Consider the following 19,869-nt stretch of genomic DNA (forward strand, 5'->3'; position numbering starts at 1 on the left):
GAGGGGACGGGCGCCGGGTGCGGGTCCGCCGGTTCAGCCGGCCAGCTGGGCGGCGAGCTCGCCCTCGAACGCCTCCTGGACGACCTCGGCGCCGCCGGGGACGTCGGCCGGCCGCAGGATGATGCTCTGCGTGCTGGGCGACACCCCGGGCTCGAACCCGTTGATCGGCACCAGCAGCCCGCCGGTGTCGACGTCCTCCAGCTCGCCGAACGCGGTGAGCACGCCCTCGCGGGTCAGGTCGCCGCTCTCGCAGGCGCTGTCGAGCACCTGGTTCATCACGTTGCCCATCGCGTAGCCGAAGATCGCGCCGGGGCTGGGGTTGGTCGCTTCGGGGTAGGCGGCCTGGTACTCCTCGAGCAGCTCGGGCTGCGAGGCCCACGAGGTGACCGGGGAGGCCACGTAGAGGTGGTCCTTGAGCCACTGCGCCGACGCCCCCTGCAGCAGGCCCGGCGCGAACACCGGGTTGCTGCCCAGGATCGGCACGTCGAGGCCCGCTGCCTGCGCCACCGCGGCCACCGAGGCGGTCTGCGGCGGCGCCACGGTCAGCACGATCGCGTCGACGCCGGCCGAGGCGAACTGGGTGACCTGCGCGGACATGTCCTGGTCGGTGGACTTGATCTGCGCCGGGATCACCTCGATGCCGCGGGCCTCCGCGACGGCCTCGCTGCCGGCCAGGCCGTTCTCGCCGTACTCGCCCTCGAAGTAGATGTGCCCGACGGTGGCGCCGTCCTGCAGCAGCCCCTGGTCGAACAGGTACTGGTAGCCGTTGGCGATCTCCACGTCGTAGGTGGCGCCGAGGACGCCGGTGCCCGGGATCTCGGTGAGCGTGCGCGCCCAGGCCGACGGGAAGTTGACGATGGTGTCGGCCTCGTAGTCCGCCGCCAGCGCGGTGTTGATCGGCGAGCCGATCGTCTGCTGCATCGCGAGGATGCTGTCCTTCATGCCGCTGTAGAGCTGCACGCCGGTCTGCGGCACGTAGTTGGTGTCCTGGACGTCGAGCTCGACGTCGTAGGTGTCGCAGACCTGGTTGTCCTGCCAGTACAGGGTGTTGGCGTTGGTGATGTCCTGGCCGAGCGCGGCGAACACGCCGGTCAGGTCGGTGAGCACGCCGAGCCGGATGGTGGTGCCCTCGATCCCGACGTCGGTGGTGACGTCCTCGCCGCCGCCGCCTCCTCCCCCGCCGCCCCCGCTGTCCGGCGCCTTGGTGCTGCAACCGCTCGCCGCGACGACGGCGACGGCGGCCAGGACGGTGGCTCCCCGGAGACGCGTGCCTGCTCTCATCTGCTGCTGCTCCCTTGCGCTGGTGGTTCTGACCGGTCGGGGACGGTGGTGCTCGCACCCGAGCCCGGTGTGGCGCTCGGGGATCCGCGGCCGGGTCTGCGTCCCCGGCGGCGGAAGCGGTGCGCGAGCCCGGCCAGGCCGCCGGGCTCGAACAGGACGACGAGGATGATCGCCAGGCCGAACAGGTAGCGGGCGGCGAGCGCGGCGTTCACACCGCCCTCACCGGGGGCGCTCACGACCGGCAGCACGTCCGCGTACTGCTGGAACACCAGCGGCAGGGCGGTGACGAACAGCGCGCCCAGCGCCGCGCCGCCCACCGAGCCGAGCCCGCCGAGCACGATCATCGCCAGGTACTGGATGGAGACGATCAGCCCGAAGGACTCCGGCGCGATGCTGCCGATGGACAGGGCGTACATGACCCCGGACAGCCCGGCGTACATGGAGCTGACCAGGAACACCCGCGCCTTGTAGGCCTGCACGTTGACGCCCATGACCGAGGCGGCGACCTCGCTGTCGCGCAGCGTCTCCAGCGCCCGGCCGGGCCGGCTGCGCAGCAGGTTGCGGGCGAACACGTAGGCGGCCAGCGCCAGGACCAGGCCCAGGTACCAGAGCCGCTCGGCCTCCCGGAACGGGACGCCGAGGACGAACAGCAGCGGGTCGTCGTTGCCGAAGCTGAACCCGAACAGCGAGAACTCCGGCACGTTGCGGCCGTTGAAGCCGCCGGTCACCGGCGTCCAGGTGTTGAGCACGTGCACCCCGATGAACACCAGCCCGAGCGAGGCGACGCCGAGGTAGATGCCGCGCAGCCGGGCCGCGATCGGGCTGAACAGCAGCCCGGCCAGCCCGGCGAGCAGCACGCCGAGCACCATGCCGACGATCGGCGGCAGCTCCAGGCCGCGCAGCGCCGCCCGGGTGCCCAGGCCGCCGGACTCGCCGGAGACGTAGGTGTAGGTGGTGGCGCCGACGGCGAGGAAGAACGCGTGCGCCAGCGACAGCTGACCGCTGGTGCCGACCAGCAGGTTCAGCCCGATCGCGCCGACGATCGCGCCGGCGACGGCGAAGCCGGTGCGCAGCCAGAACTCCTCCACGTACAGCGGGAGCACCAGCAGCACGACGAGGGCCGCCACGAGCAGCGCCGGCCGGAGCCACCGCTGCAGCGGGGAGCGGCCGGCCCCGGACGTGTCCGCGGCCGCGGTGCGCCGGGCCCCGGTGGGGGCGGAGAGGGTGTCAGACACGTGTCAGCTCCTTGGTCCCGAACAGGCCGGAGGGGCGGACCAGCAGCACGATGATCATCACGACGTAGGGTGCGACCTCGCCGAAGCCGCGGCCGAGGAACGACAGCTCCTCCTGGTAGCCGGCCACCAGCGCCTCGGTGATCCCGATGAGCAGCCCGCCGACCAGCGCGCCGCCGGTGGAGTCCAGGCCGCCGAGGATCGCCGCGGGGAACGCGCGCAGCGCGACCGTGTAGGCCGCCGCGCTCACGCCCGGGGTGGGGGCGCCGACGAGGAAAAGCGCCGCGACCGCGGCGAGGACGCCGGCGACGATCCAGGCCAGCGCCGACACCCGGCCCTGCCGGATGCCCATCAGCGCGGCCGCCTCGCCGTCCTCGGCCGAGGCCCGCATCGCCACGCCCCAGCTGGAGTACTTGAAGGCGACGAAGAACGCGACGATCAGGACGCCCGCGACGCCCATGGCGATCAGCCGGTTCTCGCTGATGCCGACGCTGCCGATGCGCACCGAGTCGCTGCCCCACGGGTGCGGGACGTTGAGGATGTCCGGGCCGATCCGCCGGATCAGCTCCGTCAGGATGATGATGTCGACGCCGATGGTGACGATGGCCAGGCTGATCACCGGGGCGCCGCGGAGCTGGTTGATGACCAGCCGCTCGACGAGGAACGCCGCCAGCGCCGTGAACCCGACGCCGACGAGCACCGCGGGCAGGAAGCCGATCGGGCCCGACAGCCGGGCGATCGTGTAGGCGCCGAGCAGCAGCAGCGACCCGTGGGTGAAGCTGACCACCTCGCTGGCCTTGAAGATGATCACGAAGCCGAGCGCGATGAGCGCGTAGATGGCGCCCAGCGAGATGCCGTTGAGCAGCAGGGACAGGAACTGGGTCACGGCCGGCTCCCCGGGGCGTCGGTGGCGGTGGCGCCGTGGGCGGTGGACTGCTCGGCGGTGGGCTGGGCGGCGGTGGACTGCTCGGCGGTGGGCTGGGCGGCGGGGTGCTGGCCGGCGGTGTGGTGGCCGGCGGCCTCCGCGGGGCCGACCTCGGTGCCCGAGCCGAGGTAGGCGCGGATGACCTCGGGGTCGGACTGGACCTGCGCCGGGGTGCCGTCGGCGATGCGGCGGCCGAAGTCGAGGACGGTCACCCGGTCGGCCAGCGACATGACCATCCCCATGTCGTGCTCGACGAGGATGACCGAGATCCCCAGCGCCGAGCGGATCTCCCGGATGGCGTCGGCCATCCGGTCGGTCTCCTGTGCGTTCATCCCGGCGACCGGCTCGTCGAGCAGCAGCAGCCGGGGCTCGATGCACAGCGCCCGGGCCACCTCGACCCGCTTCTGGTCGCCGTAGGACAGCACCCCGACGGGGGTGTGCAGCTTGGCGCCGAGGTCGAGGAACTCGGCGATCTCGCGGATGCGCTCGCCGTGGACCCGCCCCTCCCGGGTGGCCCGCGGCAGCCGCAGCCCCGAGGAGAGGAAGCCCGCCTTCGTGAGGTGGTGGCGGCCGAGCATGAGGTTCTCGGCCACCGTCTGCGTGCCCGACAGCGCGATGTTCTGGAACGCGCGGGCCACGCCGACGCCGGCGATCTGGAACGGCCGCATCGCGCTCAGGCGGGCCTCGCCGAACCGGACCTCCCCGGCGCTGGCCCGGTAGACCCCGGAGAGGACGTTGAACAGCGTCGACTTGCCGGCGCCGTTGGGCCCGATGACGGCGTGGATGGCGCCCGGGGCGACGGTGAACGAGACGTCGTTGAGCGCCTTGATCGCGCCGAAGGCGACGCTGACGCCGTCGACCTCGACCGGCGGGACGTCGTCCCGGGTGGTCGCCGCGGTCACGCCGTCCACCGCGACAGGGTGCGGCGGGGAGCCCGCTCGACGCGCTCGGCGGCCGGGTCGGCGCCGGTGTGCCCGAGGTAGAGCCGCTGCACCTCGTCGGTGGCGGCGAGCTCGCGGGCGTCGCCGGACAGGGACACCTCGCCGACGTCGAGGACGTAGGCGCGGTCGGCGACGCCGAGGGCCATCGTCGCGTTCTGCTCGACCAGCAGCACCGCCGTCCCCTGCCGGTTGATCTCGGCGATCACCTCGCCGATCTGGCCGATGACGCGGGGCGCCAGGCCCAGGGACGGCTCGTCGAGCAGCAGCAGCCGCGGGCTGGCCATGAGCGCGCGGCCGATGGCGAGCATCTGCTGCTCCCCGCCGGACAGCAGCCCGGCCCGCTGCCCGGCGCGGTCGCGCAGCACCGGGAACAGGTCGTGCACGCGGGTGACGGCCCGGGCCTTGGCGGCGCGGTCGCGGTTGCCCATGCCGCCGGCGCGCAGGTTCTCCTCGACGGTGAGCCGGCCGAAGATCCGCCGCCCCTCCGGCACCTGGACCACGCCCCGGCGCACGATCTGGCCGGCGTCGCGGCGGGTGAGGTCGGTGTCCTCGAAGCGCACCGTGCCGGCGTCGACCCGGCCGCTGTGCAGCCGCAGCGTGCCGGAGACGGTGCGCAGCAGCGTCGTCTTGCCCGCGCCGTTGCTCCCGAGCACGGCCACGACCGAGCCGTCGGGGACCTCCATCGACACGCCCCGGACGGCCTGGACGACGCCGCCGTAGCTCACCTGCAGCCGGTCGACGGTCAGCACGGCGCCACCGGCTCCCGGAGCACCCCGTGTGATGTGTGCCACATGCGCACGGACGATAGGGGGAACGTCAAGATCGCGGCTCCGGCCGGGCAGGGACCGTGACCTGCCGGTGATACGGCACTGTCCGGTTCCGCCCGCCGCCGCCGGTGCCGGGCGCGGTCAGGCGCCGGCGACGTCGAGGACGCGGACCGTGCCGTCGCCGGAGTTGGTGACGAGCAGCCGGCGCCCGTCCGGGGTCACCGTGACGCTCGTCGGGTCGGCCCCGGTGCGGATCCGCGCGGTGACGGCGCCGGTGGCGGCGTCGACCACCGCCACGGTGCCGTCCTCCACGTTGGCGGTGTAGAGGTGGCGGCCGTCCGGGGCCCAGGTGACGTCCTGGGGCCCCACGCCCACGCCGGGCACGGTGGCCACCACGGCGTCCGTCGCCGCGTCGATGATCGTGACGTCGTCGCTGATGTAGCCGACCACCGCGATCCGCGTCCCGTCCGGCGAGGTCTCCAGGCCGTGCGGCCCGTCGCCGACGGGGATGGTGGCCAGGACCCGGTGGTCCCCGAGGGACAGCGCGGTCACGACGTCGGCGAAGTGGCTGGTGACGTAGACGGCCCCGCGGTCGGGCGCGACGGCGACCCCGTGCGGGGACCGCGCGACGTCGACCCGGTCCACGAGTGCCCCGGTGGCGGCGTCGAAGACGTCGAGGTGCCCCTCGTCGTAGTAGGACACGTAGAGCAGCCGGCCGTCGGGGTCGGTGGCCATGGCGTACGGGCCGCGACCCACCGGCACGGCGCTGATCACCGTGTCGGTGGCGGTGTCGATGGTGACCACGACGTCGGCGGAGAACTCCTCGTCGTAGGCGGACACGAAGACGCGCGTCCCGTCCGGGGACGTGGTGACCATCTGCGGCGGCGCCTGCGGCACCGGGATGGTCGCCGTCACCTCGGCGGTGGCGGGGTCGATGCGGAGGACGGCACCGGCGGCAGGGTCGGCGACGTAGGCGGCGCGTCCGTCAGGGGTGACCGCGAGGTGGTGCGGCGACGAACCCACCCGGACCGCCGGGCCGACCCCGGGCTCGGCGGCGCTCGCCGCCGGCGCGGACGCCCCGGACGACGCAGGGGCACCCGACGACGGCGCGCCGTCGTCCCCGTCGTGCGCGTGCCCGCCGGCCGAGGTCGCGGCCGCCCCCGCCTGCGGCTCGGGGGACCCGGAGCCCCCGGACCACAGGAGCGCGCCGACCACGACCGCGGCGAGGACCACCGCCCCGAGGCCCAGCGCGACCCCTCGCCGGCGGGACCGCCGCCGGTAGTGCTTCCCGTGGGTGACCGTGTGGTGCAGGTCCATGGCTCATCGCCCCGCCGACCGTCCAGGTGTGCGTGTCGCAGGGAATGGATCGTCGGGGCCCGCCCGGCCCGGGACAAGGGGGGCCGGCGCCGGCAGCGCGACCGGCATCATCCGTTGCGGAGAGCAACCACCTGGGACCCTGGAGGTCATGACGCCGCCCCGCCCGCCGCGCGCCCTGGTGCCCGTCCTGGTCTTCGTGGGGACGGTCGTCGCCGTCATCAGCAGCCTGGGCGCGCCGCTGGTCCCCGCGATCGCCGCCACGATGGACGCCGACCTGCCCGACGCCCAGTGGTCGCTGACCGCCACGCTGCTGGTCGGCGCGGTGGCCACGCCCGTGGTGGGCCGGCTCGGCGACGGGCCGCACCGGCGCCGCGTCGTCCTCGCCGTGCTGGGCGTGGTGACCGCCGGCGGGGTGCTGGCGGCCCTCCCCCTCGGCCTGGGGTGGCTGGTCGCCGGCCGCGCGCTGCAGGGCCTCGGGCTCGGGCTGACGCCGCTCGCCATCGCCACCGCCCGCGAGGCACTCACCGGCGAGCGGTCCCGCTCGACGATCGCCGCGCTGTCGCTCACCGTCGTCGCCGGCGTGGGCCTCGGCTACCCGCTGGCCGGGCTGGTGGCCGAGCTCGGCGGGGTGCACGCCGCCTTCTGGGCCGGCGCCGCGGTCAGCCTCGCCGCGCTGCTGGCCGCGGCCGCGGTCCTCCCGTCGGCCGCGACCACGACGCGGCGGCCGCTCGACGTCGTCGGCGCGCTCCTGCTGGGCGCCGGACTGGCCGGGCTGCTCGTCGCGCTCGGCGAGGCCGAGACGGAGGGCTGGACCTCCCCGGCGTCGTGGCTGCCGGCCGGCGGCGCGGTCGCGGCACTGGCCTGCTGGGCGGTCTGGGAGGCGCGGACTCCGGCGCCGCTGGTCGACCTGCGGCTGGCCCGCGGGCGGCTCGCGCTCACCGCCCACGTCGCGGCGCTGCTGGTCGGCCTGTCCAACTACCTGCTGCTGTCCTCGGTGCCCGTCCTCGCCCAGACGCCGGCCTCCCCCGGCCCGGGCTTCGGCGCCTCGCTGCTCGTGGCCGGGCTGGTGCTGCTGCCGTTCTCGGCGGCCAGCGTGCTCGGGGGCAGGCTCGCCCGGGTGCTGGCCGACCGCGGGCGGCAGCACCTGGTGCTCCCGGTCGCCGCGCTCGTGCAGGCCGGCGCGTTCGTGCTGTTCGGGCTGACCCGCACCGACCTGTGGCAGCTGTTCGCCGTCACGGCCGTCGCCGGGCTCGGGGTGGGCGCGTCGTTCGCGGCGTTCCCCGCGCTCGTGGTCGCCGCGGTGCCGGCGTCGGAGACCGGCAGCGCCACGAGCCTCAACCAGGTCCTGCGCTACGTCGGCTTCGCGCTCGGCAGCGCACTGACCGCCACCCTGCTCGGCGCGGCGACGCCCGGCCCCGGCGCCGCACCGGGCGACAGCGGGTACGTGGCCGTCGCGGTCGTCGGGCTGGCGGTGTGCGGGACGACCGCCGTCGTCTCCTGGCTGGCGCCGGGACGCGCGGAGGGGCGGCCCCGGGAGTCCGGGACCGCCCCTCGTCGAGCGTCAGATGCCGTGCGTCAGTAGGTCACACAGGCGAGGTAGGCGAAGCCCTCCTGCGCGGCCTGGAACGGGTTGAACGTCGGGTCGCCGAAGCGCGGGTCGTGCTCGACGACGAAGTACTTCGTGCTCCCGCCGCCGGCGGCGAAGATCTCCGGGAACTCGATGGTGCCGCGCCCCACGATCTCGATGCGACGGTCGGATGCCCGCATGTCCTTGACGTGGAACAGCTGGATCCGGTTGCCGTACTGCTCGATCAGCTCGACCGGGTCGGCGCCTGCGAAGGTCGCCCAGTACAGGTCGAGCTGGAAGACGACGTTCCGCGGGTCGGTGTACGTCATCAGGATGTCGTAGGCGGTCCGGTCGCCGAAGACGGTCTCGAACTCCCAGTTGTGGTTGTGCACCATCAGCGTCTGGCCGGCCTTGCGGGCCTGCTCGCCCACCGTGTCCAGGTACTGGGCGTAGGCGATCCACTGGGCCTCGGTCGTGAGGCGCGGGGTGCCGCCCGACCCGAAGTACTTGATGCCGAGGACCCGGTTCTCCTCGAGGATCTGCTCGATGTCGGAGGGGTTCGCCGGCGTGCCGACGTCGACGTGCCGGGCCGAGGCCTTGAGGCCGTACTCGTGGAGCAGGTCGCGGTACTGCTCGGCACTCAGGCCGTTCAGGGTGAACGGCTCGACGTTGCGGTAGCCCATCTCACTGAGCTCACCGAGGACGTGCTCGAGGCGCTCCACGGTGGCCGCGTCGGACCCGAAGCCGATGTACTCGGCGAACGTCCAGAGCTGGATCGAGATCTTGCTCGCCGGGACGCCGCGCCCGGCGCAGTCGGAGGAACTCCCCGGGGACTGGGTGGAGGGGGCGGCGTTCGCCGGGCCGACGAGGCCCACGAACAGGAGTGCGGACAGGGCGGCCAACAGCACGGCTCGCGTCAGGTGTCGCAGGTCTCTCACTGGGTCGATCGGTCCTCTCGGGAGTGACGGCGCACGTCGCACTCAGGAGCGCCCGGACGGGCCCGGCGATCCGAGGTGGTCTGTGCCGTGCGCCACAACCTAGCGAGACTTGCGCTCTTCGCAAAGCGGAAGTTGGCGCAACACTGAGCGCAACGGGCGACACGCCGTAGCGCGCCCATCACCGCAGGTCAAGGGCGTGTCGCACGGACTGAGCAGTCTCGTTCGTCACTATCTGGTCACGAATTGTCGACATAGTTACTCCTGCTACCTAACGTCTTCGCGGGCTGCCAGAGAGTGATCGCCGGTGGTTCCCCACCGGTGGTCGGCAGTCCTCGTCCGACATGGGAGACGGTCCTTGAAGAAGAGAGCTCTTCCCCTGGTCGTGGGTGCCGCGCTGGTCGCGGTCGCCCTGCCCACGACCGCGAACGCGGCACCACCACAGGAGGACCCCGGCGCGGCCCCCGCCCGGGCGCACGACCTGCCCAACCCGCTGGGTGACAAGCAGCGCGAGCTGCGCCAGGAGGCCCTCGAGCAGGTCGTCTCCGGCCAGGCCACGCCGACCGGCGACAACAAGGTCGTCGAGGTCGCCAAGGGCCAGTACGTCGAGCTGGCCCAGGAGGACAGCGACGCCATCTGGACCGTGCTCGGCGAGTTCGAGACCCTGCCGCACAACCAGATCCCCGAGCCCGACCGGAGCGAGGACAACACCACGATCTGGGCCGAGGACTTCTCCCAGCCCTACTTCGACCAGCTGCTCTACAGCTCCGCGGACGGGGTCAACTCGGTCGCGAACTTCTACGAGGAGCTGTCCTCGGGCCGCTACACCGTCACCGGTCAGGTCGAGGACTGGGTCACGCTCGACGACCACCCCGCCGCCTACTACGGCGAGGGCGACGACGGCCGGCGCCCGTGGGAGTTCGTCAACGAGACCGTCAACACCTGGTACGCCGACCAGCTGGCCTCGGGCAGGACCACCGAGGACATCGACGAGTACCTCTCGCAGTTCGACGTCTGGGACCGCTACGACCACGACGGCGACGGCGACTTCGACGAGGCCGACGGCTACATCGACCACTTCCAGGCCGTGCACTCCGGCATGGGCGAGGAGGTCGGCGGCGGCGCCCTCGGCGAGGACGCCATCTGGTCGCACCGCTGGTACAACCAGAGCACCCGCATCGGCGCCGGCGGCCCGACCGTCGACGGCGCGGTGAACCCGCTCGGCGGCACGCGGGTCGGCGAGTCGAAGTACTGGATCGGCGACTACACCGTCGAGCCGGAGAACGGCGGCGTCGGCGTCTTCGCCCACGAGTTCGGCCACGACCTCGGCCTGCCGGACCTCTACGACACCTCCGGCAACAGCGGCGGCGCCGAGAACAGCACCGCCTTCTGGACGCTCATGTCCTCCGGCTCCTACGGCAACAGCGGCCAGCCGGCCGACGGCATCGGCACCAAGCCGATCCACATGGGCGCGTGGGAGAAGTTCCAGTTGGGCTGGCTGGACTACGAGGTCGTGGCGCCGGGCGCCCGGGCCGACACCCGCCTCGGCCCGTCGACCGCCACCACCAAGCAGGCGCAGGCGCTGATCGTGCTGCTGCCGAACCGCGAGGTCACCACGACCGTCGGCGCCCCGTTCGAGGGCTCCGACTTCTGGTACTCGGGCCAGGGTGACGACCTGGACCACTCGATGCTGACCACGCTGCCCGCCGTCGCGGGGACGCTCACCGCCAAGGTGAGCTACCAGATCGAGCAGGACTGGGACTACGCCTACGCCGTCTACACCACCGACGGTGGGAAGTCCTTCACCCCGCTGCCGACGAACCTGTCGACGGCGACCGACCCCAACGGCCAGAACTTCGGCCAGGGCATCACCGGCAGCACCGACGGCGAGTGGGTCGACCTGTCGGCGGACCTGACCGGCGTCCCGGCGGGCGCCCAGGTGGGCTTCCGCTACTGGACCGACGGCGCCGCCACCGAGCCCGGCTTCCTGGTCGACGCCGTGGCCATCGACGGCACCCCGGTGACGGCCTGGACCCTGGACGGGTTCACCACCACCACGGGCTCGGCGACGCAGTCGTTCTTCAACGCCTACATCGCCGAGAACCGCGCCTACACCGGCTACGACGCCGGCCTGCAGACCGGCCCGTACAACTTCGGGGACCCGGCGCGCCCGGACTGGGCCGAGCGGCTGCCGTACCAGGACGGCCTGCTGATCAGCTACTGGAACACCCAGTACGCGGACAACAACGTCGGCGCCCACCCGGGTGCCGGGCTGATCCTGCCGGTCGACGCCCACCCGGGCCTGCTCTACGAGCCGACCGACGACGAGGGCACGGACCGCACCGACGGCGAGTCGTTCCGGCCGCGCATCCAGTCCTACGACTCCACCTTCGGGCGGCAGACGACGGACCGGATCACGCTGCACGACCCGGACACCGGCATCGCCGGCACCTACGGCGGGCTGCCCGCCGTGCCGACCTTCGACGACACGCAGGACTGGTACGTGGCCCCGGGTGATCAGCCCGACGCCAACGGCTGGACCGGCGTGGACGTGCCGGAGACCGGCACCCGCATCACCGTGGTGAGCACCAGCGCTCACAACGGGTTCATGCAGGTCCGCGTCAACGGCTGACCTGCCGCACGAGGACGGCCCCCCGGCTCAGCCGGGGGGCCGTTCCGCGTCCACGGGGCTCAGCGGGGCCGGCGTCCCACGGTGGTGAGCCGGACGGTCTCCGGCAGGGCGCGCAGCGCGGCCAGCAGGTCCGCCGGCAGCTCGGCGCTCACGTCGGTGACCGCGTACCCGAGCTCGCCGCGGGTGGCCAGCACCTGGCCGTCGACGTTGAGGCCGTGCTCGCCGACCAGCGCGTCGACGCGGGCGAGGACCCCGGGCACGTTGCGGTGCAGCAGCGCGAACCGGGCCGCCGACGACCCGTGCAGGGCCACGGTCGGCAGGTTGACGCTCAGCGTCGTCGTCCCCGTGGTCGTGTAGTCGACGAGCTTGCCGGCGACGAACCGCCCGATGTCGTGCTGCGCCTCCTGCGTCGACCCGCCGACGTGCGGCGTGAGGATGACGTTGGGCAGGCCGCGCAGCACCGAGTCGAACGGGTCGCCCTGCTCGCGCGGCTCCTCGGGGAACACGTCGACCGCGGCCCCGGCGATGTGGCCGGACAGGACGTGCTCGCGCAGCGCCTCGTGGTCGACGACGAACCCGCGGGAGAGGTTGAGGAACAGGCTGCGCCGGCGCATCCGGGCGAACTGCTCGGCGCCGAACAGCCCGGCGTTGCCGGCCCGCCCGTCGACGTGCAGCGTCACCGTCTCCGCCCGCTCGAGCAGCTCCTCCAGGCTGTCGCAGCGCTCCGCGTTGCCGAGCGCCAGCTTGTCCTCGAGGTCGTAGAACAGCACCCGCATGCCCAGCGCCTCGGCGAGCACCGACAGCTGGCTGCCGATGTTGCCGTAGCCGACGATGCCGAGCGTGCGGCCGCGGATCTCGTGGCTGCCGGCGGCCGACTTGTCCCAGGTGCCGGCGTGCAGCGCGCGGTCCCGGTCGACCAGCCGGCGCGCCAGGATGACGATCTCCGCGATCGCCATCTCCACCACGCTGCGGGTGTTGGAGTACGGCGCGTTGAACACCGCGATCCCCGCGGTCGCGGCCGCCGCGAGGTCGATCTGGTTGGTGCCGATGCAGAAGGCGCCGACCGCCGCGAGGCCGGGCCGGGCGCGCACGACCTCGGCGGTCACCTGGGTCTTGGACCGGATCCCGAGCAGGTCGACGCCGTCCAGCGCGTCGACCAGGTCGGCCTCGTCCAGCGCTCCCCGGAGGGACTCCACCTGGTAGCCGGCCTCCCGCAGCAGGTCGGCTGCCACCGGGTCGATGTTCTCCAGCAGCAGGGCTCTGGGCACTCCGGGGACCTCCTCGACCGGGGACCGCCCGCCGGACCCCGCCGGGACGAGTATCCCGTCGCGGCGGGGACGGCCCGGTCAGCGGGGGTCGGCCCCCCGGCGGGCGGCCCCGAGGTGGCCCGCCGCCGCCTCGCCGAGCACGGCGGCGTCGACGGCGACCGTGACGATCGTGGCGCCCTCGGCGGCGAACCCCGCGGCCTCCTGCCCGCTGTAGGCGTGCACGCCCACGGGGACGCCCGCGGCGACCGCCCGCGCCACGACCGAGGACAGCACGCCGCGCAGCTCCGCACGGTGCTCCTCCCCCGTCAGGCCGAGCGACAGGGACAGGTCGCCGGGGCCGACGTACACGCCGTCCAGCCCCTCGACGGCGAGCAGGGCGTCGAGGTCCTCGAGCGCGGTGGCCGTCTCCACCATGAGCACGACCAGGGGCTCGTCGGCTCCGCCCGACAGCCGCCCGATCGACCGGGTCCCGGCCGGCGCGTAGCGGGTGGCGGCCACCACCTCGCGGGCGTGCGCGGCGTCGCGGACGTTCGGCACGATCACGCCGCGGGCGCCGAGGTCGAGCGGGCGGCCGACGTCGGCGAAGGCGGGGCTGCGGGTCCGGACCAGCGGCACCGCGCCCGCGGCGGCGATCGCCGCCGCGGTCCCCGGCAGGTCGGCCTCGGCGGTGGCGCCGTGCTGCAGGTCCACGACGACGTGGTCGGCGCCGGTGCGCGCCAGCAGCTCGCCGGTGACCGCGCCGGGCAGCAGGCTCCACAGCCCGTGCGCGGGCTCCCCCGCCGCCCACCGCCGCCGCAGGTCCGCCGCGCTCGCCGCCACGCCACCCCGTCCTTCCCCCCGCAGACCGCCGCCGGGCCGGCGCGCCACGGACCGGAGGCCCTCCGTCGCCGGCCCGGCGGGGCCGTTCCAGTTTCGGTACACCGGGCTCGCGGCGCCACCCCTGGCCGGGGAACCGTCCCCGGAGGGTGAGCCCGGACCGCCCCGCGCCGGGCAGCATGCCCCCACGCCGGCCGGAGGAGGTGCGCCGTGGAGACCTCGCGGACCCGACGGTGGGAGGCCCGTGGCGCGCTGGCGCTGGCCGCCGCCGCCCTGCTCGTGCTGCTGGAGTCCGCCAACGGACGCGGCCTGTGGCTGATGGCACTCGTGGTGGGGACCGCCGTCGCCGTCGTCGCCGGGGTCTTCTGGTTCCTGCGCCACGGCCGGGTCAAGCGCTGGTTCGCCCTCGCGCTGGTGGTGGCGGCCCCGCTCGCGCTCGTCGTCGTCTTCCTCGTCGAGGACCTGGTGCTGTCCGCCGTCCTGGCCGCGCTGCTCTGGGCCGCCGCGCTGGGCACCGCGCGCGCCGCGCTGCGGCCGGACCCCTCGGCGTGGGCGCTGCCGGTCACCGAGGTGCCGCCGCCCCGCCACCCGTTCCTCGTGATGAACCCGCGGTCCGGGGGCGGCAAGGTCGGCCGGTTCGCGCTGCGGGAGCGGGCGGAGGAGCTCGGCGCGGAGGTGGCGCTGCTGGACCGGCCGGGGACCGACGTGCAGCAGCTCGCCCGCGACGCGCTCGCCCGCGGCGCGGACCTGCTGGGCGTGGCCGGTGGCGACGGCACGCAGGCGCTGGTGGCCGACGTCGCCGCCGAGCACGGCGTGCCGTTCCTCGTGATCAGCGCCGGCACCCGCAACCACTTCGCGCTCGACCTCGGCCTGGACCGGGAGGACCCGTCCCGCTGCCTCGACGCGCTGCGCGACGGCGTGGAGGCGCGGATCGACCTGGGCGCGGTCAACGGGCGGCCGTTCGTGAACAACGCGTCCTTCGGCGCGTACGCCGAGATCGTCGAGGACCCCGGGTACCGGGAGGACAAGGCCGGCACCACCCTCGCGGCGCTGCCCGACCTCCTCAGCCGGCGGCGCGGGGCGCAGCTGCGCGCCGAGGCGGGGTCGCTGGTGGTCGACGGGCCCCAGGCGGTGCTGGTCAGCAACGGCTCCTACGACGAGTCCGACCTCGCCGGGATCGGCCGCCGGTCCCGCCTGGACCGCGGCGTGCTCGGCGTGATCGCGATCCGGGTCGACAGCGCGCGGCAGGCCGTCGAGCTGCTGCGCGGCGCCCACCAGCGGGGCATCCGGACGACGGAGGCGCGGGAGGTGCTGGTCACCGCCGACGTGCCCGAGGTCCCCGTCGGCATCGACGGCGAGACGGTGCGGCTGGCCACGCCGGTGCGGTGCACGGTCCGCCCGGGGGTGCTGCGGGTCCGGTTGCCGCGGGACCGCCCCGGCGTCCGCGCGCCGCGGGCCCGCGTGCAGTGGTCGTCGCTGTGGTCCCTGGCCCGGGGCCGGCCGCCCCGGGTGGAGCCGGCCGCTCCCCCGGCCCGGCCGGCACCGGTCGGCGCGGACCGGGCCCCTCAGGCACCCGGCACGGACGGCTGAGCGCCGCTGCCGCGGCCCGCGTCCGGCGGCGCGTCCCGCGGGCCGGGGACGCGCGACGGCGGGGAGGCGTCGGGCGGGCCGGCGTCCGGCCAGTCGGCGCCGGTCTCCTGCTGGAAGGCCCGGACCGCGGCCCCGATCGTCGGGAAGAAGTCCCGCGCGCCGATCTCGCGGGCGAGGCCGTAGCGCTCGATCTTGCGGCGCACCGGGTCCTTGAGCTCGGCGAACACCAGGCTCTGCCCGCGGCCGGCGAGCGTCCGGTCCAGCTCGAACAGCACGTCCGCGGCGGTGGTGTCGACGTCGGTGACCGGCTCGGCCGCGACGACGACCCACCGGGGCGCGGGCTCGGAGCGGGCCAGCGCGGTCACCTCGTCCCGGAAGGTCTTGGCGTTGGCGAAGAACAGCGGCGCGTCGAACCGGTAGATGACCAGGCCCGGGAGCCGGCCGGCCTCCGGGTAGGAGTGCACGTCGTGGTAGCCGGGCAGGCCGGCGACCCGGCCCAGCTCGGTCTCGTAGGGGTGCCAGGCCCGGCGGAACACGTTGAGGATCGACAGGCCGACGGCGACCGCGATGCCGGGCAGCACCCCGAGCAGCGCCACGCCGGCGAAGGCGACCAGCGAGAGGGTGAACTCGACGCGGCGCTGGCGCCACAGCCGGACGGTGCCCGGCAGGTCGGCCAGCGACAGGGACGCGGTGATGACGACCGCCGCCAGCGCCGCCTGCGGCAGGTCGCGGAAGAGGCCGGGCAGGAAGACGATCATGACGAGCACCAGCGCGGCGCCGGTGACGCCGGTCAGCTGGGTGCGGGCGCCGGCCCGCTCGGCGACGGCGGTGCGCGAGGCGCTGGTGCTCACGGGGAAGCCCTGGAACAGCCCGGCGGCCAGGTTCGCCGTCCCGATGCCGACCATCTCCTGCCCGCCGTGCACCTCCTGGCCGGTGCGCTGCGCGAACGACGACGCCGTCGAGATGGTGTCGGCCAGGGAGACCAGCGCGATCGCCAGCGCGCCGGCGATGAGCACGCCGAGGTCGGACCAGCCGACCGACGGGATCGTCAGCGGCGGGAAACCCTGCGGCAGCTCCCCGACCAGGTCGACCCCGCGCTCCCCGAGGTCGAACGCCGCGCTGGCGGCGATGGCCAGCACGACCATGACCAGCACGGCCGGCACCTTGGGCCACCACCGCTGCAGCACGAGGACCAGCACGACCCCGCCCAGCCCGACCGCCGCCGCGGCCGGCACCGCCTGCCCCTGCGCCACGCCCTCCACGAAGCCGGCCGCCTCGCCGACGACGCCGTCGGCGTCCACCGAGAACCCGAGCAGCTTGGGCAGCTGGCCGACCAGGATGGTCAGGGCCAGCCCGTTCATGTAGCCGATCATGGTCGGCTTCGACAGCAGGTCGGCGACGAAGCCGAGGCCGGTCCAGCCGGCCACGACCATCACCACCCCGACCATCAGGGCGAGCACCGACGCCAGCGCGACCGCCCGCTCCGGGTCCCCGCCCGCGACCACCAGCGGGAGGACGGTCGCCGCGATCATCGGGCCGAGCGAGGAGTCGGGCCCGAGGACCAGGATGCGGGACGGGCCGAACACGGCGTACGCCAGCAGGCAGGTGATGGTCGTGTACAGGCCGGTGATCGCCGGCAGCCCCGCCAGCTCGGCGTAGGCCATGCCCTGCGGCACGAGCAGCGTGGTCAGCACCACCCCGGCGGCGACGTCGCGGGGCAGCCAGGCCCGGCGGTAGCCGCGCAGCGCCCGGAGCCCGGGCGGGACCGGCGTCCCGGCCCTCCCCGTCCGGCGGGAGCCGGCCGGGTCAGCCGGCCGTCCGCCGGACGCGGTAGCGCTCACGGAGCCGCTTCTCCACCAGGATCGGGACGAAGGCCTGCACCCGGGCCCCGGCGAACGCCGCGAACGCGGCCACCGCCCGCGCCCGGACCTCGACGGGATCGGCGCCGTACTCCTGCGACAGCCGGGCGACGAGCGGGCCGAGGACCGCGTCCGCGCCGGGAACGGCGCCGTCGTCCGCCGAGAGCGGCTCGGCGACCACGCTCATCTCGTGCCTCCTCGCCCCGGGGACGGATGTGCCGGGACCGTGCCACGGTCCCGGCACGGAGCGGTCCCGGGCCTCACCCGCCGAGGACGAGGCCCGGGCCCCCGCCTGCCGCGGCGTCCAGCCGCCGCGCGAGGGGCCCGGTGAGGACGCCGAGCGCGTTGGTCGCCCAGTGCGCGCCGGCCGCGGCGACGACGCTGCCGCTGCGCCGGCGCAGCTCGCCGAACACCAGGCCGCCCGCGGTGGTCACCGCGACGGTGCCCACCACCACGCCGGCGGGGAGGCCGCGGTCGCCGCCCTCGGCGGCCAGCACGGTCGGGACGTGCCACAGGCCGAACAGCGCCGCGGTGGTGACCAGCACCTGCCACGGCCGGCAGTGCCGGGCCAGCGCCGCCCAGAGCACCGAGCGGAACGCGACCTCCTCGAGGACCACCGTGCCCAGCGGGATGCTGAGGAGCACCTTCGCCAGCAGGCCGGGCAGCGGGAGGTCGTAGCGCTCGTCCAGGAACGCCGGCCGGATCGGTGGGACCAGGACGCCCACGAGGTAGACGGCGCCGACGACGCCCACCGCCCCGAGCGCCCACCTGCAGCCCGCCGCCAGCCGGTCGCGGCCCAGGCCGAGCTCCGGCCAGCCGAGCCCGGACAGCCGCGCCCCCGCGAGCAGGGCGGCGCCGGTGAGGCCGCGCACCCACCACGGCGGCCGCAGGAGCGGGCCGGCCACGGCCAGCAGGGCGACCACCGCGACGACGGTCCCGCTGCGCAGCCGGTCGCGGGCGGACGCCGTCACGGACCCGCGCCGGCCGGTCAGTACCGGGCGAGCAGCGGCCGCAGCCGCGCGGTGTCGGCGTCGGTCCACCCGGGCGGCTGCGCGACCGCGGCCCAGGCGTCGGCGTAGTCGGCCGTGTACCGGTGGCCGTGCCCGTCCGGGGCCCCGGTCGAGAACGCCATGTCGGCGGTCACCTGCCAGAAGGTGACGAAGGGCAGCCACGTCATGGCCTCCGACACGTCCGGCGCCCGCGGCCCCTCCAGCCAGCTCGGCCGGGTCAGCAGCAGCTGCGGGGACCACCAGACGATGGGGTCCGAGGCGTTCTGCAGGTAGACGATCCGGGAGTCCCCCCACGGCGCGGGCGGCGCGGCCAGGTCGGCGGGCTCGTCGGCGAACCGTGCGGTCCGCCCGCCGTCGAGCACCGGGCGCCACTCCGGCGACCCCTCGTCCCGGTCGGCGACCAGGTCCCGCCACAGCGCGTTGAAGTTCGGCGGCCCGGCCCAGACCACCCCGGCGGCCCGGTTCTGGATGTCGGCCAGGCCGCTGAACGCGGCCTCTCCGCCGAAGCTGCCGAGGCTCTCGCCGAGCACCAGCAGGTCCGGCCGCTCGGCCACCGGCAGCCGGGACCAGGTGCCGTACACCGCGTCGAACAGCGCCCGCCCGGCGTCCCGCGCCTTGGCCTGGTCGACGAGGAAGGACAGCCAGCTCGGCAGGTAGGAGTACTGCATGGACACCATCGCGGTGTCCCCGTTGAACACGTGCTCCAGCGCCGCGCCGGCCGCGGGGTCGACCCAGCCGGTCCCGGTGGTGGTGACCACGGCGAGCACCGCCCGGTCGAAGCCGCCGGCCCGTTCCAGGTCCCGGACGGCGAGGTCCGCGCGCTCCTCGACGTCCTCGGCCGACGCCAGCCCGGCGTACACGCGCACCGGCGGGAGGGCCGGCCGCCCCGAGAACGCGGCGAGGTCCTCCGGCGTCGGGCCGGACCCCACGAAGATCCGCCCCTGCCGGCCGAGCTCCTCCCACCGCAGCAGCGAGCCCGGCCCCCCGGAGCGCTCGGCGCCGGTGGGCCGGACGGCGCCCTCCCCCGTCTCGTCGTCCTGCACGCTGAACGCGGAGTTCGCGGCCTCGACCAGCCCCTGGAACAGCACGCCGTTGACCAGGAACACCACCAGCGCCCCGACCGCCACGACACCGAGCGGCCTGGCCAGGCGCCGCGGGAGGACGCGGCCCAGCAGCCGCACCAGCCCGCGGCCCAGCCACCGGACGCCCCGGCCCAGGGCGACCAGGACCACGAAGAGCAGCACCGCCACGCCGACGATGCCGGCGGAGGAGTACCCGCGCGGCGGGTCGAGCCCCATGAGCAGGTGGACCTCGCGCTGCCAGCGCGCGCCGAGCCACAGCGAGACCACGACCAGCACCGTCCCGGCCACGGCCAGCACCTGCCAGGCGCGGCGCCGGAACCGCGCGGACATCCGGCGGTCGGTGGCCTCCGCGACGAACCAGGCGAGGCCGGTCCCCAGCCCGTAGCCGATCACCGCGGTGATGCCCGCGACCAGGCCCTGGATGAGCCAGCCGCGCGGCAGCAGCGACGGCGTCAGCGACAGGCAGCCGAGCAGCACGGCCCCGGCCAGGCCGCTCCACCGGTACCGCGGCAGCCACCGCAGCCACCGGCGGCCGGGCCGGCGCGGGGGCCCCTCCTCGGGGGCCGGGCGCGGTGCGGGGACGGCAGGCGTCACGGAGGCGTCTCGGACAGCCGGTTCGGTCGTCATGTCGGGCTCCGCGCGCACCT

The 19,869-nt window shown here is 75.0% G+C and carries 16 protein-coding genes; 3 read left to right on the forward strand and 13 right to left on the reverse strand.

What is annotated here, in order from left to right:
• Positions 1-33 precede the first annotated feature (33 nt).
• From ACI79B_RS10245 to ACI79B_RS10270, 6 genes are all read right to left on the reverse strand, one after another.
• Positions 34-1,281: an ABC transporter substrate-binding protein gene (locus ACI79B_RS10245; RefSeq protein ID WP_456927209.1), complete on the reverse strand. Its 1,248-nt coding sequence runs from the start codon at positions 1,279-1,281 to the stop codon at positions 34-36.
• Positions 1,278-2,516 (reverse strand): branched-chain amino acid ABC transporter permease, encoded by a 1,239-nt coding sequence (locus ACI79B_RS10250; RefSeq protein ID WP_456927210.1) that lies wholly within the window; start codon positions 2,514-2,516, stop codon positions 1,278-1,280. The genes ACI79B_RS10245 and ACI79B_RS10250 overlap by 4 nt, the downstream gene beginning before the upstream one ends.
• The gene (locus ACI79B_RS10255) at positions 2,509-3,399 is read right to left on the reverse strand and encodes a branched-chain amino acid ABC transporter permease (RefSeq protein ID WP_456927211.1); all 891 of its coding nucleotides are present in this window, start codon (positions 3,397-3,399) and stop codon (positions 2,509-2,511) included. Before ACI79B_RS10255 ends, ACI79B_RS10250 begins: the two co-directional genes overlap by 8 nt.
• The gene (locus ACI79B_RS10260; protein WP_456927212.1) at positions 3,396-4,349 is read right to left on the reverse strand and encodes an ABC transporter ATP-binding protein; all 954 of its coding nucleotides are present in this window, start codon (positions 4,347-4,349) and stop codon (positions 3,396-3,398) included. Before ACI79B_RS10260 ends, ACI79B_RS10255 begins: the two co-directional genes overlap by 4 nt.
• A complete protein-coding gene (locus tag ACI79B_RS10265) occupies positions 4,337-5,128 on the reverse strand; it encodes an ABC transporter ATP-binding protein (RefSeq protein WP_456927213.1) in 792 nt (263 codons plus the stop codon). Before ACI79B_RS10265 ends, ACI79B_RS10260 begins: the two co-directional genes overlap by 13 nt.
• Positions 5,129-5,287: 159 nt before the next feature.
• Positions 5,288-6,463 carry a beta-propeller fold lactonase family protein gene (locus tag ACI79B_RS10270; RefSeq protein WP_456927214.1) on the reverse strand — a complete coding sequence of 392 codons (1,176 nt, stop codon included), beginning with the start codon at positions 6,461-6,463 and terminating at the stop codon, positions 5,288-5,290.
• A 148-nt stretch (positions 6,464-6,611) separates the two neighbouring features.
• Between ACI79B_RS10270 and ACI79B_RS10275 the strand changes: the two genes are divergently transcribed.
• Positions 6,612-8,045: an MFS transporter gene (locus ACI79B_RS10275; RefSeq protein WP_456927215.1), complete on the forward strand. Its 1,434-nt coding sequence runs from the start codon at positions 6,612-6,614 to the stop codon at positions 8,043-8,045.
• Here the strand turns inward: ACI79B_RS10275 and ACI79B_RS10280 are convergent.
• Complete coding sequence (locus ACI79B_RS10280; RefSeq protein ID WP_457000124.1) at positions 8,039-8,968, reverse strand: sugar phosphate isomerase/epimerase family protein; 930 nt, start codon at positions 8,966-8,968, stop codon at positions 8,039-8,041. The two genes, ACI79B_RS10275 and ACI79B_RS10280, sit on opposite strands and share 7 nt — an antisense overlap.
• A 355-nt stretch (positions 8,969-9,323) precedes the next feature.
• On the opposite strand from ACI79B_RS10280, the gene ACI79B_RS10285 reads away from it, so the two are divergent.
• Positions 9,324-11,597 (forward strand): immune inhibitor A domain-containing protein, encoded by a 2,274-nt coding sequence (locus ACI79B_RS10285; protein ID WP_456927217.1) that lies wholly within the window; start codon positions 9,324-9,326, stop codon positions 11,595-11,597.
• A gap of 59 nt (positions 11,598-11,656) precedes the next feature.
• On the opposite strand, the gene serA is transcribed toward ACI79B_RS10285, so the two are convergent.
• Together serA and ACI79B_RS10295 are read right to left on the reverse strand one after the other, a co-directional pair.
• A complete protein-coding gene (gene serA / locus ACI79B_RS10290; protein WP_456927218.1) occupies positions 11,657-12,865 on the reverse strand; it encodes a phosphoglycerate dehydrogenase in 1,209 nt (402 codons plus the stop codon).
• 78 nt (positions 12,866-12,943) lie between these two features.
• A complete protein-coding gene (locus ACI79B_RS10295; RefSeq protein WP_456927219.1) occupies positions 12,944-13,684 on the reverse strand; it encodes an HpcH/HpaI aldolase family protein in 741 nt (246 codons plus the stop codon).
• A gap of 207 nt (positions 13,685-13,891) precedes the next feature.
• Here ACI79B_RS10295 and ACI79B_RS10300 point away from each other — a divergent pair, with 207 nt between their 5' ends.
• Positions 13,892-15,271 (forward strand): diacylglycerol/lipid kinase family protein, encoded by a 1,380-nt coding sequence (locus ACI79B_RS10300; protein WP_456927220.1) that lies wholly within the window; start codon positions 13,892-13,894, stop codon positions 15,269-15,271.
• Here ACI79B_RS10300 and ACI79B_RS10305 read toward each other — a convergent pair.
• From ACI79B_RS10305 to ACI79B_RS10320, 4 genes are all read right to left on the reverse strand, one after another.
• Complete coding sequence (locus tag ACI79B_RS10305; protein ID WP_456927221.1) at positions 15,247-17,112, reverse strand: SulP family inorganic anion transporter; 1,866 nt, start codon at positions 17,110-17,112, stop codon at positions 15,247-15,249. The two genes, ACI79B_RS10300 and ACI79B_RS10305, sit on opposite strands and share 25 nt — an antisense overlap.
• On the reverse strand, positions 17,078-17,317 hold the full coding sequence (locus tag ACI79B_RS10310) for a three-helix bundle dimerization domain-containing protein (RefSeq protein ID WP_456927222.1): 240 nt from the start codon (positions 17,315-17,317) through the stop codon (positions 17,078-17,080). Before ACI79B_RS10310 ends, ACI79B_RS10305 begins: the two co-directional genes overlap by 35 nt.
• A gap of 73 nt (positions 17,318-17,390) precedes the next feature.
• Positions 17,391-18,101 carry a CPBP family intramembrane glutamic endopeptidase gene (locus ACI79B_RS10315; RefSeq protein ID WP_456927223.1) on the reverse strand — a complete coding sequence of 237 codons (711 nt, stop codon included), beginning with the start codon at positions 18,099-18,101 and terminating at the stop codon, positions 17,391-17,393.
• A 17-nt stretch (positions 18,102-18,118) separates the two neighbouring features.
• Positions 18,119-19,816 (reverse strand): alpha/beta hydrolase, encoded by a 1,698-nt coding sequence (locus ACI79B_RS10320; RefSeq protein ID WP_456927224.1) that lies wholly within the window; start codon positions 19,814-19,816, stop codon positions 18,119-18,121.
• Positions 19,817-19,869 lie beyond the last annotated feature (53 nt).

This window comes from Geodermatophilus sp. SYSU D00879 (assembly GCF_054050375.1).